Source organism: Streptomyces daghestanicus (assembly GCF_020521275.1).
Lineage (GTDB): Bacteria > Actinomycetota > Actinomycetes > Streptomycetales > Streptomycetaceae > Streptomyces > Streptomyces griseoviridis.
The window spans coordinates 1,440,899-1,454,254 of sequence record NZ_BNDX01000008.1; the positions used below are offsets into that span (position 1 = coordinate 1,440,899).

A 13,356-nucleotide genomic window follows, 5' to 3' on the forward strand; every position below is an offset into this window, starting at 1 on the left:
GCACGCGCATTCCCGTCAGCCGCACTCCCGCGCGCGCCGGACGAGCAGGTCCCGTTCGCGGGCGTTGCCGGCCAGCGAGGCCGCCCGTTCGAACTCCGCGCGGGCCTCGGCCGTACGCCCGAGGCGGTGGAGGAGATCGCCGCGGACGCTCGGGAGCAGGTGGTAGCCGCGCAGGGCGGGCCCGGCGGCCAGGGCGTCCACGATCTCCAGGGCCGGTCCCGGGCCCTCGGCCATGGAGACGGCGACCGCGCGGTTCAGTTCGACGACCGGGGACGGGGCGCGGGCGGCGAGCCGGCCGTAGAGGGCGGCGATGCGGGGCCAGTCGGTCTCCTCGTAGGTGAACGCCTGGGCGTGACAGGCGGCGATCGCGGCCTGGAGGACGTACGGGCCCGGTGCGGCGGGGTCGGTGCGGGCCAGGGCGGTGAGGCCGCGGGTGATGAGGAGGCGGTTCCAGCGGCGGCGGTCCTGGTCCTTGAGCAGGACGGGGGTGCCGTCGGGGGCGGTGCGGGCGGCGGTGCGGGAGGACTGGAACTCCAGCAGGGCGGTGAGGCCGTGCACCTCGGGTTCCTTCGGCATCAGGGCGGACAGCACCCGGGCCAGGCGCAGGGCGTCCTCGCACAGCGCGGGGCGCAGCAGGTCGTCGCCCGCGGTGGCGGCGTAGCCCTCGTTGAAGATCAGGTAGATGACGTCCAGGACCGAGCCGAGGCGGGCCTCGCGGTCGGGGCCGCGGGGCACCTCGAAGGGGACCCCGCGGGTGGCGAGGGTGCGTTTGGCGCGGACGACGCGCTGGGCGACCGTGGCCTCGGGGACGAGGAAGGCCCGGGCGATCTCGGCGGTGCTCAGGCCGCCGAGCAGGCGCAGGGTGAGGGCGGTGCGGGCCTCGGCGGAGAGCACCGGGTGGCAGGCGGTGAAGACGAGGCGGAGCAGGTCGTCGTCGATGTCGTCCGGGTCGGCGGGTTCCTCGGGCGGGGCCGCGTCCGGCAGGCCCCGGCCGATCTCCGCGAGCTTGCGGGCGTAGGTCTCCCGGCGGCGGACCAGGTCGACCGCGCGGTGGCGGGCGGTGGCCATGAGCCAGGCGCCCGGGTTGCCGGGGACGCCGTCGCGGGGCCACCGCTCCAGGGCGGCGACCAGGGCGTCCTGGGCCAGCTCCTCGGCGATGCCGATGTCCCGGACGACCCGGGCGACCCCGGCGATGACACGCGGGGACTCCAGGCGGAAGACGGTCTCGATGGCGGCCCGGGCGGCCCCGGCGGAGGCGGTCTGTGGTTCCACAGGCCCCATGCAACACCGGTGGCCGCCCCCGGCCAACCGCCGGCGGCCGTCAGCCGCCGAGGATCTCCCGCACCTCACAGGTGATCGTCCAGTGCTCCTCGTGGGTCTTCAGGAAGCGCTTGACCCACTCGACCGCCTCGGCCCGGTCCTTGGCCTGGAGCAGCGCGTATCCGCCGATGACCTCCTTGGTCTCGGTGAACGGGCCGTCGGTGACGGAGAGCTGCCCGCCCGCCCAGTGGACCCGGGCGCCCTGGGCGGTGGGGGCCAGGCCGCCGTCGTCGAGGTGGACGCCGGCCTTGGTCATCTCCTCCATCAGCTTCCCCATCCGCTCCATCAGTTCGCAGCTGGGGCCCTCGGCGGGGACGTCCGACTCGTCGACGCGGATCAGTGACAGGAAGCGGGGCATGGTGGCTCCTCGGGGTCGGCGGCCGGGCTCGTTCCCGGCCTCTCACCCCTTACGTCGATCGGGAGACGGCCGGATCGACACGGCCCGGGAAGTTTTTTCGGGCGGTCGGCGCGCGGGGTCAGCGCAGCGACTTCCACAGTTCGCTCGCCGCCGGCTCGTCGGCGACCACCCGGTTGCTGTCGGAGGGCGCCGGGACCACCGGCATCGTCACCGTCCGCACCGCGTCCGCCGACAGGCCGCCGAGGCTCCGGCCCAGCCCGATCAGCTCGCTCGGCGAGTCCAGGCCGGTGTCGGTGGTGAGGCCCCCGGTGACGGCGTCGGCGACCCGGTAGAGCCTGGCCGGGTCGGTGAGCAGGTCCGTGCCGGAGATCTGCCCCAGCAGCGCCTTGACCAGTCTCTGCTGGAGCTGGACGCGGGCGAGGTCGCTGCCGCCGGCTGTGCCGTAGCGGGTGCGGGCCAGCCCCAGCGCCTCGGTGCCGTCGAGGTGGTGGGTGCCCGCGTCCAGCTTCAGATGGCTCTTGTCGTCGTCGATGTCCTCGTCGACGGTGACGGTGACGCCGCCCAGGGCGTCGACCAGCTTCGCGAAGCCGGAGAAGTCGATCTCCAGGAAGTGGTCGATGCGGACGTCCGTCATCGCCTCGACCGTCTTCACCGCGCACACCGGGCCGCCCACCGCGTAGGCGGTGTTGAACATGACCTGGTGCGCCTCCCGCGTCGACGTGCCGTCCGGCCGGGGGCAGGAGGGGCGGGTGACGAGCGTGTCGCGCGGGATGCTGACCACGGTGGCGGTGGTGCGGCCGGCGTCGAGGCGGACGACCATCGCCGTGTCGGAGCGGGCGCCCTCGCTGTCCCCGCCGCCGAGTTCCGCGTTCTCCGCGCCGCCGCGCGAGTCGGAGCCGAGGACCAGGAGGGTGAGCGGGCCGGTGTCCTGCGGGGAGGCGGACGGCGTCGGCGTGGCGCGGGCCGGCCGGTCGTCACCGAGGGCGGTGTCGATGTCGACGCCGGTGATGTTGTCGTCCAGGTGCCGGTAGAGCCAGCCCGCCGCCGCGATGCCCAGCAGCAGGGCGCCGGCCAGGGTGAGGCCGGCGGCCCTCAGCACTCGTCCCCGCCCGCCCATGTGTCCGCCCCGTCCGCTGCCCTGGGTCGTTCCCGTTCCGGTGCCCCGCAGGGATGAACGTACGTCCGAATTGTTGCGGGCGGCGACGGAGAGCGGCTGTTTCTGCGGAAATTCTCAGACTTCTCGGGCAGGGCGAGGCGGGTGGGAGACCGGGGCCGGACGAGGCGAAAGTTTCGGACGGCCACCCGACCGGCTTCGACCGTGCGCGCCGTCCTACTGCGGCGGCGGCGCGGTGCTGCTGCGCACCACCAGGCTGGTCGCCAGCTCCACCCGGGTCGCGGCGGCGGAGCCGCCGTCGCGGCCGAGGTCGAGCACCAGCCGGACCGCCGCCTCGGCCATCTCGGTCAGCGGCTGCCGTACGGTCGTCAGCGGCGGCCCGACCCAGCGGGCCACCGGCAGGTCGTCGAAGCCGACCACGCTCAGGTCCTCCGGGACGCGCAGGCCCAGTTCCCGCGCGGCCTCGTACAGGCCGAGCGCCTGGAGGTCGTTCCCGGCGAAGACCGCGGTGGGGCGGTCGGGGCGGCGCAGCAGCTCCAGGCCCTGGCGGTAACCGGTCTCGTGGTGGAAGTCGCCGGTGCGGATCAGGCCGGGGTCGGCGGGGAGCCCGGCGGTCTCCAGGGCCGCCCGGTAGCCGTCGATCCGGGCGCGGCTGCACATCATCCGGGTCGGTCCGCTGATCGCCCCGATCCGGGTGTGCCCCAGCTCGACCAGGTGCCGGGTGGCGGCCAGTCCGCCCTGCCAGTTGGTGGCGCCGATGGAGGGCACGTCGGCGCCCGGGTCGCCGGCCGGGTCCATCACCACGAACGGGATGGAACGGCTGGTCAGCAGCGCCCGCTGGGACTCGTCCAGCCCGGACAGGACCAGCACGACCCCGTGCGGGCGACGGGCGGCGACCTGGTCGGCCCAGGTCCGCCCCGGCGTCAGCCGGCCCGCGCTCTCGGAGAGCACCACGCTCAGGCCCGCGTCCCGCGCCACGTTCTCCACGCCCCGGATGACCTCCATCGCCCAGGCGCTCTCCAGCTCGTGGAAGACCAGGTCGATCAGGGGCGAGCGGGTGGCCTCGGCGCGCCGACGCCGGTAGCCGTGGGCGCGCAGCAGGTCCTCCACCCGGGCGCGGGTGGCCGGGGCGACGTCGGCGCGGCCGTTGAGCACCTTCGAAACAGTCGGCGCCGACACCCCGGCCTCACGGGCGATCTCGGCCAGGGTCGCGGTCTGGGAGGACCGCCCTCGCGTCCTGGTTTCGGCGGGCTGCGGTGAAGTCATGGCGGCGATCGTATCCCTGCGGACCCTCTTGACGAAGTGCGCGCGGCGCCATAGGTTCCCGGAACATTCGGCTGCAACACCGAAACATTCGATCCTCACGGCTCCCGGGACAGGAGTTCCATGACCACCGCGCCCTGGCGTGACCCCGCCCTGCCCGCCGCCGCCCGTGTCGACGACCTCCTGGCCCGCATGACCCTGGAGGAGAAGACCGCCCAGCTGTACGGCGTGTGGGTGGGCGCCGCCACGGACGGGGAGGGCGTCGCCCCGCTCCAGCACGAGATGACCGAGGAGTACGACTGGGAGGAGCTGATCACCCGGGGCCTCGGGCAGCTCACCCGTCCCTTCGGCACCGCCCCCGTCGACCCGGCCGTCGGCGCCCGGTCGCTGGCGAGCGCCCAGCGGCGGATCATGGCGGCCGGCCGCTTCGGCATCCCCGCGCTGGCCCACGAGGAGTGCCTGGCCGGCTTCACCGCCTGGCGGGCCACCGCCTACCCGGTGCCGCTGGCCTGGGGCGCGTCCTTCGATCCGGAGCTGGTCGAGGAGATGGCCCGGCGCATCGGCCACGACCTGCGCGCGGTCGGCGTCCACCAGGGGCTCGCGCCGGTCCTGGACGTCGTCCGCGATCCGCGCTGGGGCCGGGTGGAGGAGACCATCGGCGAGGACCCGTACCTGGTCGGCACGGTCGGTGCCGCCTATGTGCGGGGCCTGGAGTCGGCCGGGATCGTCGCCACCCTCAAGCACTTCGCCGGGTACGCCTCCTCCGCCGGGGCGCGGAACCTGGCGCCGGTGCGGGCGGGCGTCCGGGAGTTCGCCGACGTGACGCTCCCCCCGTTCGAGCTGGCCCTGCGCGAGGGCGGCGCCCGGTCGGTGATGGCGGCGTACACCGAGACCGACGGCGTGCCCGCCTCGGCCGACCCGGCGCTGCTGACCGGTCTGCTGCGCGAGGAGTGGGGCTTCACCGGCACGGTGGTCGCCGACTACTTCGGCGTCGGCTTCCTCCAGTCCCTGCACCGGGTCGCCGAGGACCCGGCCGGGGCGGCGCACCTGGCGCTGGCGGCCGGGATCGACGTGGAGCTGCCCACGGTCAAGTGCTACGGCACCCCGCTGATCGAGGCGGTCCGGGCGGGCCGGGTGCCCGAGGCGCTGGTCGACGAGTCGGCCCGGCGGGTGCTGCTCCAGAAGTGCGCCCTGGGCCTGCTGGACGAGGACTGGTCCCCCGAGCCGCCCGCCGGGGAGGCGCCGGCCGACCTCGACCCGCCCGGCAACCGGGCCGTGGCCCGCCGGCTGGCCGAGGAGTCCGTCGTCCTGCTGGACAACCCGGACGGCCTGCTGCCGCTGGCCCCCGACACCCGGATCGCGGTGGTCGGTCCCCGGGCCGCCGACGCGCTGGCGATGCTCGGCTGCTACTCCTTCCCGTCCCACGTCCTGCCCCGCCACCCCGAGGTGCCGGTGGGCATCGACATCCCGACCGTGCTGGACGCGCTCCGCGCCGAACTGCCCGACGCCAAGGTGACGTTCGCCGAGGGCTGCGACACCTCGGGCCCGGACACCGCCGGCTTCGAGGAGGCGGTGGCGCGGGCCGCCGAGGCGGACGTCTGCGTGGCCGTGCTGGGCGACCGGGCGGGCCTGTTCGGCCGGGGCACCTCCGGCGAGGGCTGCGACGCGAGCGACCTCAGGCTGCCCGGCGTCCAGGGCGCGCTGCTCGACGCGCTGGTCGCCACCGGCGTGCCGGTGGTCCTCGTCCTGCTCACCGGCCGGCCGTACGCGCTGGGCCGCTGGCAGGGGCGGCTGGGCGCGGTCGTCCAGGCGTTCTTCCCGGGCGAGGAGGGCGGCCCGGCGGTGGCGGGCGTGCTGTCGGGCCGCGTCACCCCCTCGGGCCGGCTCCCGGTGAGCGTGCCGCGGCTGCCCGGCGGCCAGCCGTGGACCTACCTCCAGCCGCCGCTGGGCCTGGCCGGCGAGGTCAGCAACCTGGACCCGACGCCGCTGTACCCGTTCGGGCACGGCCGCTCGTACACGACGTTCGCCTGGGAGGACCCGGCCGGCTCCGACCCGGAGATCACCACGGACGGGACGTACGAGATGGCGGTCACCGTCCGCAACACCGGTGACCGGACGGGCGCCGAGGTGGTGCAGCTCTACCTGCACGACCCGGTGGCCCGGGTGACCCGGCCCGACGTCCGCCTGATCGGCTACCGGCGGCTGGAACTGGCCCCCGGCGCGGCCCGGCGGGTGACCTTCCGCTTCCACGCCGACCTGTCGGCGTTCACCGACCGCACGGGCCGGCGCGTGGTCGAGCCCGGCGCCCTGGAACTGCGGCTGGCGGCCTCCAGCACCGACGTACGGCACACCGCGCGGCTGACGCTGGGCGGTCCCGAGCGGGTGCTGGGGGCGGAGCGGCGGCTGCTGTGCGCGGTGGAGGTGTCCGGGGACGTCTGACGGCCGTGCCGGTCAGACGACGTCCACCGACTCGAACCGCCACCGGTGCACCGCCCGCGTGACCGTCCCCTCGGCCGGTTCCGGCAGTTCGGGGAGGCCCTCGGCGCCCGGCTCCGCGTCCCACCAGGTGATGACCAGGACCCGGTCCTGCGGGGCGCGGAACGTCTCGCGGCGCACGGGGGCGACGGGCAGCTCCTGGGCGCGGGCCCAGGCCAGCAGCTCCTCGCCCCGGCCGGGGACGGCCCGCGCCTCCCACATGACGGCGACGGTCATGAGTACAGGTTCTCCTTGCTGACCTCGTGCACGTGGTCGTGGGAGCGGCCGGGCACGTGCGGGTCGGTGACCGGCAGGGAGGAGTCGGCGGGCAGGTCCCAGTCGGAGGCGGCCCGGTTCCGGGCGACCATCTCGGCGCCGAGCGCGGCCACCATCGCCCCGTTGTCCGTGCACAGCTTGGGGCGCGGGACACGCAGCCGGATGCCGGCCGCCTCGCAGCGCTCCTGGGCCAGCGCCCGCAGCCGGGAGTTGGCCGCGACGCCGCCGCCGATCATCAGGTGGTCGACGCCCTCGTCCTTGCAGGCCCGGACGGCCTTGCGGGTCAGCACGTCGACGACCGCCTCCTGGAAGGAGGCCGCCACATCGCGCACCGGCACCTCCTCGCCGGCCGCCCGCTTCGCCTCGATCCAGCGGGCCACGGCCGTCTTCAGCCCGGAGAAGGAGAAGTCGTACGCCGGATCGCGCGGCCCGGTCAGGCCGCGCGGGAAGGCGATCGCGGCCGGGTCGCCCTCGCGGGCGTAGCGGTCGATGACCGGGCCGCCGGGGAAGCCCAGGTCCAGCACGCGGGCGATCTTGTCGAAGGCCTCGCCGGCCGCGTCGTCGATGGTCGCGCCCATCGGCCGGACGTCGGAGGTGATGTCGGAGGAGAGCAGCAGCGAGGAGTGCCCGCCGGAGACCAGCAGGGCCATGGTCGGCTCGGGCAGCGGGCCGTGTTCGAGCTGGTCGACGCAGATGTGCGAGGCGAGGTGGTTCACGCCGTAGAGCGGCTTGCCCAGCGCGTAGGCGTACGCCTTCGCCGCCGAGACGCCGACCAGCAGCGCGCCGGCCAGTCCGGGACCGGCGGTGACGGCGATGCCGTCCAGGTCGCGGGCGCTGACCCCGGCCTCCTTCAGGGCGCGCCGGATGGTGGGGACCATCGCCTCCAGGTGGGCGCGGCTCGCGACCTCCGGGACGACGCCGCCGAAACGGGCGTGCTCGTCGACGCTGGAGGCGACGGCGTCGGCCAGCAGGGTGGTACCGCGCACGACACCGACGCCGGTCTCGTCGCAGGAGGTCTCGATCCCCAGTACCAGGGGTTCGTCAGCCATGGGTCTCGGTTCCTTGTACGGGGTGGGGTACGGAGTTGGCGGGGTCGGTGAGCCGCATGACCAGCGCGTCCACGTTGCCCGGCTGGTAGTAGCCGGGCCGGACGCCGACGGGGACGAAGCCGAAGCGCTCGTAGAGCTTCTGCGCCCGGACGTTGTCCACGCGGCACTCCAGCATCACCTCGGCGCACTCGAAGGCGGTCGCCGCGCGGAGCAGTTCGGCCAGCAGCCGGGAGCCGAGGCCGGTGCCCCACTGGTCGCGGGCGACGGCGATGGTCTGGACGTCGGCCTGGTCGGCGTCGGAGGCGAGCAGGCCCGCGTAGCCGACGATCCGGCCGTCCGGCGTCTCGGCGACCACGTAGCTGCGGGTCGCCCCCGGTCCCCGGGCGTGGGCCAGCTCGGACCAGAACATGCCCCGGGACCAGGCGTCCTCCGGGAACAGCTCCCGTTCCAGGAGCAGCACCGGGTCGATGTCCCACCAGCGCATCTCGCGCAGCACGGCAGTCGCTGGACCGCTCACTTGGGGGTGACCACCTTGTAGTTCTTGGGGACCTGGGCGTCGGGGCGGCGCAGGTACAGCGGCCGGGGCGCGGGCAGCTCCACGCCGGCCGCGAGCCGCTCGGCGGCCAGGGCGGCGAGCGCGGCGGCGGAGACGTGCTCGGGCTCGTGGGCCCGGGGGAAGGTGTCCGGGTAGAGCAGCGCGCCCGCGCCGACGGCCGGGAGCCCCGCGACCTCGGCCGCGATGTCGGCGGGGCGGCCAACGGCCGGGTCGGTGAGCCGGGTGCGGGAGTCGGCGTAGCGGGCCCAGTAGACCTCTCTGCGGCGGGCGTCGGTCGCCACCACGAAGGGCCCGTCGAGGTCGGCGGCGTAGGCGAGGCCGTCCAGCGTGCACACACCGTGCACGGGCACGCCCAGCGCGAGGCCGAAGGTGTCGGCGGTCATCAGGCCGACCCGCAGTCCGGTGTACGGACCGGGGCCGATGCCGACGACGACGCCGGTGACCGCGTCGAGCCGCAGCCCGGCCTCGGTGAGCACCCGGTCGACGGCGGGCAGCAGCAGCTCACCGTGGCGGCGCGCGTCCACCTGGCCGCAGGAGGCGATGACGTCCGTGCCGTCGTGCAGCGCGACGGTGACGGCGGGAGTGGCGGTATCCAGAGCGAGCAAGAGCACACGAACAGCCTACGGCGGCCCGGGGACCCGTGTCGGCCGGGCCGGTCAGGAGGTCACCGACTGCTACGGTCGGGCGACGTACGGCACAGACCGTACGAAGCGGGACGTACGGCGCACAACGCACGGCACTTCAGCCCCCGCGCGCCCCGCACGACGCTTCCCGCACGACGCTCTTCGCACAACGCTCTTCGCACGACGCTTTCGCACAACGCTTTCCGTACGACGCCGAGGTGGTCGCCAGTGCCCAGCAGCAGCTCCGTCATGGTCACCGGACTCACCGCGGCGGCCCTGGTCGCGGTCGGGGTCCTCGCCTACCAGGCGGCGGCCACCGCGCCCCCCGAGCGCGGCGGGCCCCGGGCGGGCGTCTCGCCCGCCCCCGGCCCCGCCAGGACCCCGCGCGACGAACGGCACCCGGACGCCCTGCCCGCGCGGTCCGGGACGGGTGAACGGGTGGTGTACTCCGTGGGCGACGACCGGGTGTGGCTGGTCGGCGACGGCGACCGGGTCCGGCGCACCTTCCGGGTCACGCCCAGCACGGTGGACCCGGCGCCCGGCACCTACGCGGTGACCTCCCGGTCCAACCGGGTCACGGGGTCCGACGGCGTCCCGATCGAGCACGTGGTGCGGTTCACCAGCGTCGACGGGGTGGTCATCGGGTTCAGCGCGGCGGTGGACGGCTCCACGGCCAGGCCCGGGCGCGGGGTGAGGACGGGCGGCATCCGGGAGACACGCGCGGACGGCGAGGCCATGTGGGACTTCGCGACGATCGGCCAGAAGGTCGTGGTCGTCCGCTGAGGACGCGGCGGCCCCGGCGGGCCGGGCGGGCCGGGTCAGGCGGCCTCGCGGTGCTCCGGGGCGGCGGCCCGGGGCTCGGGTTCGGGGGCGCGCGGCGGTGTGGAGATCGCGGCGGCCGCGGCACAGGCGGCCAGCAGATCCCGCATGGGCACGGCGGCGGGCGGGGCCGGCAGCGGCCTGCCCGGGGTCGGTGAAGCCGGCATGGGCGCCTCCTGAAGCTCGGGGGCGAGCGAAGTTAGGCATGCCTAACCACGTACTGGTTACCATGTGACCACGGGCAGGACGCCGAGCGCAATATCTTTCCCGACGAGTTGTCGGAAAAACCGGGCCCGGGGCTCCGCTCAGGCGGTGAGGACGCTCAGGTCGGCCGCGGACCAGCGGGCGCCGATGCCGGTCAGCGTCACGTGCCGGACCTCGTCGGTGGTGTCGCCCACGGCACGGTGGATCACGAGCTGGAGCCGGTCGTCGGTCAGTTCCTCGACCTTGCCCTCGCCCCACTCCACGACGATCACGGAGTCCGGCAGCGAGACGTCCAGGTCGAGGTCCTCCATCTCGTCCAGGCCGCCGGAGAGCCGGTAGGCGTCGACGTGGACCAGTGGCGGGCCGTCGCCGAGGGAGGGGTGGACCCGGGCGATGACGAACGTCGGGGAGGTCACCGCGCCGCGCACGCCGAGGCCCTCGCCCAGGCCCCGGGTCAGGGTCGTCTTGCCGGCGCCCAGTTCCCCGCTGAGCATCACCAGGTCGCCGGGGCGCAGCAGCTTGGCAAGCCTGCGGCCCAGCTCGCGCATCTGCTCGGGGGAGGTGACGGTGATCTCGGTGCCGGGGACCGGCTCAGCCGGGTCCGGGCCCTGCGGTGCTGCTGGTGCTTCCATAGCCACCCACGGTAGCCCCTGACGGTACGGCGCCGACGCGGACCAGCAGGTCGGCGAGGCGGTCGGTGACCAGCTCCGGGTGCTCCAGCATCACCAGGTGCCCGGCGTCCGGGACGAGGACCAGCTCGGCGTCGGGCAGCCGGCCGGCGATCTCCTCGCTGTGCTCGCTGGGCGTCACCAGATCGCGTACGCCGGCCAGCACCAGGACGGGTACGTCCCGGAAGCGGGCGAGCGCCTCGCCCTTGTCGTGGTCGTCGAAGGCCGGGTAGAACTCGGCGACGACGTCGATCGGCGTGGCCTCGATCATGCGCTCGGCGAACCGGGCGACGGCCGGGTCGACGTCCCGCCCGGCGAAGGAGTACCGCTTGATGATCCCGGCGAACAGGTCGGCGGTCGCCCGGCGCCCCTTCTCCACCATCTCGGCCCGCTGCCCCAGGGCCCTGAGCACGCCCGGCAGTATCCGCCGCACCGCGTTGACCCCGGCCACCGGGAGCCCGAAGTTGACCTCGCCGAGCCGCCCCGAGGACGTGCCGACCAGCGCGACGCCGACGACCCGCTCGCGGATCAGCTCGGGGAACTCGTCGGCCAGGGCCATCACGGTCATCCCGCCCATCGAGTGCCCGACCAGCACGACCGGGCCCTCGGGCACGGCGGCGTCGAGGACCGCCCGCAGGTCGCGGCCCAGCTCGTCGATGGAGACCGGCACCCCGTCCCGGACCTGGGCCACGCCCCGCCCGGAACGGCCGTGGCTGCGCTGGTCCCAGTACACGGACCGCACCACACCCCGCAGGGCCGCGCGCTGGAAGTGCCAGGAGTCCTGGCTGAGGCAGTAGCCGTGGCAGAAGACGACGGTCACCGGGGCGGGGGCCTTGCGGCCGAAGAGGCGCCGGCGGCGCGGTGCCGTGCCGCCCTCCGGCTCGACGTCGTCGACCTCGTAGTACAGCTCGGTGCCGTCGGCGGCGTACGCCTGGCCGGGCGTGCCGCGCAGCGAGCCGTACGGGCCCGCCGCGTCCAGGGCGAGGCGGGCCTTCTGGCGCATGCCGCGTCCGACGGTGAGCCGCTCTATCGCCACGCCGGCGGCGGCCCCGGCCGCGACCACGCCCAGGGCGACGCCGGCTATCCCGGTGGCCCGGCGCCAGCCGCCGACGGCGACCTCGGTGGCGACCTCCGCGGCGGAGGCGACGGCCGCCGCGGCGACGGCCTCCCCGCTGCTCTCGCTCACGAACCGCTCCTCTTCACCTCATGTACGCGGCCTCGGGTCCGCGCGTCCACGCGGCCTCGTGTGTGCGCCGGGGTCACTCGTTGACGTAGACGCGGGGCACGCGCGCGCCGACGCGGGTGACGATCTCGTACCCGATGGTGCCGGCGGCCTGCGCCCAGTCCTCGGCGGTGGGCTCCCCCCCGTCGCCGGGGCCGAACAGCACCGCCTCCGCGCCGGCCGGCGGCTCGTCACCGCCGAGGTCGACCGCGAACTGGTCCATCGCGATCCGGCCCGCCACCGTACGCCACTTGCCGTCCACCAGCACCGGCCCGTTGGAGGAGGCGTGCCGCGGGATACCGTCCGCGTAGCCGAGCGGGACCAGGCCGAGGGTGGTGTCGCCGGGGGTGGTGTAGCGGTGCCCGTAGCTGACGCCGTGGCCGCCGGGAACCCGCTTGACCAGGGCGAGCGAGGCGGACAGCGTCATCACCGGGCGCAGTCCGTGGTCGGCGGGGGTGCCCAGCTCGGGGCTGGGCGAGAGGCCGTAGAGCGCGATGCCGGTCCGGACGAGGTCGTAGTGGGCCTCGGGGAGGGTGAGGGTGGCCGGGGAGTTGGCGATGTGCCGCACCTCGGGGCGGACGCCCCGCTCCTCGGCGTACGCCGTCATCTCCCGGAAGACGGTGAGCTGGGCGGCGATGGAGGGGTGGCCGGGCTCGTCGGCGCAGGCGAAGTGGGACCAGAGCCCGGTGATCCGGAGCAGTCCCGCGCGTTCGGCGTCGAGGGCGGCGCCCACCAGCTCGTGCCAGTCGGGGCCGGGCTGGCAGCCGTTGCGGCCGAGCCCGGTGTCGGCCTTGAGCTGCACCCGCGCGGGGCGTCCGGCGCGCCGGGCGGCGTCCTCGACCTCGCGCAGGGCCCACATGCCGCTGACGGAGACGTCGAGGCCGGCCTCGATCGCCTCCTGCCAGGGGCCTCCGGGGGTCCACAGCCAGCACATGATCCGGACGTCGTCCGGCAGCCCCGCGTCGGCGCGCAGCGCGAGGGCCTCGTGCGGGGTGGCGGTGCCGAGCCAGGTGGCGCCCGCCTGGACGGCCGCGCGGGCGCACGGGACCGCCCCGTGTCCGTAGCCGTCGGCCTTCACCACGGCCATCAGCGCCGTGCCGGGCGCGAGCAGCGCGCGCAGCGTCCGCACGTTGCTCCGCAGCGCGTCCAGATCGATCTCGGCCCGGGCCCGCACGGCGGCCCCCTGACGGGCGGTTGTCTCACTCATCTCGGAGCCAGTCTCTCAGAGCACCCGGAGGACAAGGCCCCACCCCGTGGGAGGTACCCCCAGCGGCACGGGTGGGCGCAGCCGGCACCCCGCTCACGCCGGGTTGCGCACGCCCCCGGCCCGCCCCCGCTCCGGGCGCCCCTGTACCCGACGCCCCGCACACGCACGCGCACGCCCTTCCCGGCCAAGCGGGCCGTCGTCA

At 75.3% G+C, this 13,356-nt stretch carries 14 protein-coding genes; 2 read left to right on the plus strand and 12 right to left on the minus strand.

The window, feature by feature from the left end:
* Nucleotides 1-15: 15 nt before the first annotated feature.
* The 4 genes from Sdagh_RS15875 to Sdagh_RS15890 form a co-directional block, all read right to left on the minus strand.
* Nucleotides 16-1,272, minus strand: a complete 1,257-nt coding sequence (locus Sdagh_RS15875) for an RNA polymerase sigma factor (protein ID WP_226535174.1) — start codon at nt 1,270-1,272, stop codon at nt 16-18.
* 49 nt (nt 1,273-1,321) lie between these two features.
* A complete protein-coding gene (locus Sdagh_RS15880) occupies nt 1,322-1,678 on the minus strand; it encodes a YciI family protein (RefSeq protein ID WP_189417841.1) in 357 nt (118 codons plus the stop codon).
* 118 nt (nt 1,679-1,796) lie between these two features.
* Nucleotides 1,797-2,795 (minus strand): LCP family protein, encoded by a 999-nt coding sequence (locus tag Sdagh_RS15885; RefSeq protein ID WP_190076708.1) that lies wholly within the window; start codon nt 2,793-2,795, stop codon nt 1,797-1,799.
* Between the two features lie 213 nt (nt 2,796-3,008).
* A complete protein-coding gene (locus Sdagh_RS15890; RefSeq protein ID WP_190008364.1) occupies nt 3,009-4,058 on the minus strand; it encodes a LacI family DNA-binding transcriptional regulator in 1,050 nt (349 codons plus the stop codon).
* 120 nt (nt 4,059-4,178) lie between these two features.
* Between Sdagh_RS15890 and Sdagh_RS15895 the strand changes: the two genes are divergently transcribed.
* On the plus strand, nt 4,179-6,494 hold the full coding sequence (locus Sdagh_RS15895) for a beta-xylosidase/alpha-l-arabinosidase (protein WP_190008362.1): 2,316 nt from the start codon (nt 4,179-4,181) through the stop codon (nt 6,492-6,494).
* 12 nt (nt 6,495-6,506) lie between these two features.
* On the opposite strand, the gene Sdagh_RS15900 is transcribed toward Sdagh_RS15895, so the two are convergent.
* Genes Sdagh_RS15900 through tsaB form a run of 4 tightly spaced genes read right to left on the minus strand, consistent with a single transcriptional unit; the run spans nt 6,507 to nt 9,022 of the window.
* On the minus strand, nt 6,507-6,767 hold the full coding sequence (locus Sdagh_RS15900) for a hypothetical protein (protein ID WP_190076707.1): 261 nt from the start codon (nt 6,765-6,767) through the stop codon (nt 6,507-6,509).
* Nucleotides 6,764-7,855 (minus strand): tRNA (adenosine(37)-N6)-threonylcarbamoyltransferase complex transferase subunit TsaD, encoded by a 1,092-nt coding sequence (gene tsaD, locus Sdagh_RS15905; RefSeq protein WP_189417854.1) that lies wholly within the window; start codon nt 7,853-7,855, stop codon nt 6,764-6,766. Before tsaD ends, Sdagh_RS15900 begins: the two co-directional genes overlap by 4 nt.
* Entirely contained in the window at nt 7,848-8,372 is a 525-nt protein-coding gene (gene rimI, locus Sdagh_RS15910; RefSeq protein ID WP_226535183.1) for a ribosomal protein S18-alanine N-acetyltransferase, read from the minus strand. The genes tsaD and rimI overlap by 8 nt, the downstream gene beginning before the upstream one ends.
* Complete coding sequence (gene tsaB, locus Sdagh_RS15915; protein WP_190076706.1) at nt 8,369-9,022, minus strand: tRNA (adenosine(37)-N6)-threonylcarbamoyltransferase complex dimerization subunit type 1 TsaB; 654 nt, start codon at nt 9,020-9,022, stop codon at nt 8,369-8,371. The genes rimI and tsaB overlap by 4 nt, the downstream gene beginning before the upstream one ends.
* Before the next feature lie 261 nt (nt 9,023-9,283).
* On the opposite strand from tsaB, the gene Sdagh_RS15920 reads away from it, so the two are divergent.
* Nucleotides 9,284-9,817 carry a hypothetical protein gene (locus tag Sdagh_RS15920; protein ID WP_370594971.1) on the plus strand — a complete coding sequence of 178 codons (534 nt, stop codon included), beginning with the start codon at nt 9,284-9,286 and terminating at the stop codon, nt 9,815-9,817.
* 35 nt (nt 9,818-9,852) lie between these two features.
* Here Sdagh_RS15920 and Sdagh_RS15925 read toward each other — a convergent pair whose 3' ends face one another.
* The 4 genes from Sdagh_RS15925 to alr all read right to left on the minus strand — a co-directional run bounded on the left by Sdagh_RS15925 (nt 9,853) and on the right by alr (nt 13,154).
* Nucleotides 9,853-10,020 carry a hypothetical protein gene (locus tag Sdagh_RS15925; protein ID WP_189417862.1) on the minus strand — a complete coding sequence of 56 codons (168 nt, stop codon included), beginning with the start codon at nt 10,018-10,020 and terminating at the stop codon, nt 9,853-9,855.
* A gap of 138 nt (nt 10,021-10,158) precedes the next feature.
* Nucleotides 10,159-10,689: a tRNA (adenosine(37)-N6)-threonylcarbamoyltransferase complex ATPase subunit type 1 TsaE gene (tsaE, locus tag Sdagh_RS15930; protein ID WP_189417867.1), complete on the minus strand. Its 531-nt coding sequence runs from the start codon at nt 10,687-10,689 to the stop codon at nt 10,159-10,161.
* A complete protein-coding gene (locus Sdagh_RS15935) occupies nt 10,649-11,911 on the minus strand; it encodes an alpha/beta fold hydrolase (protein WP_189417868.1) in 1,263 nt (420 codons plus the stop codon). The genes tsaE and Sdagh_RS15935 overlap by 41 nt, the downstream gene beginning before the upstream one ends.
* A gap of 73 nt (nt 11,912-11,984) precedes the next feature.
* The gene (alr, locus tag Sdagh_RS15940; RefSeq protein ID WP_190076705.1) at nt 11,985-13,154 is read right to left on the minus strand and encodes an alanine racemase; all 1,170 of its coding nucleotides are present in this window, start codon (nt 13,152-13,154) and stop codon (nt 11,985-11,987) included.
* Nucleotides 13,155-13,356 lie beyond the last annotated feature (202 nt).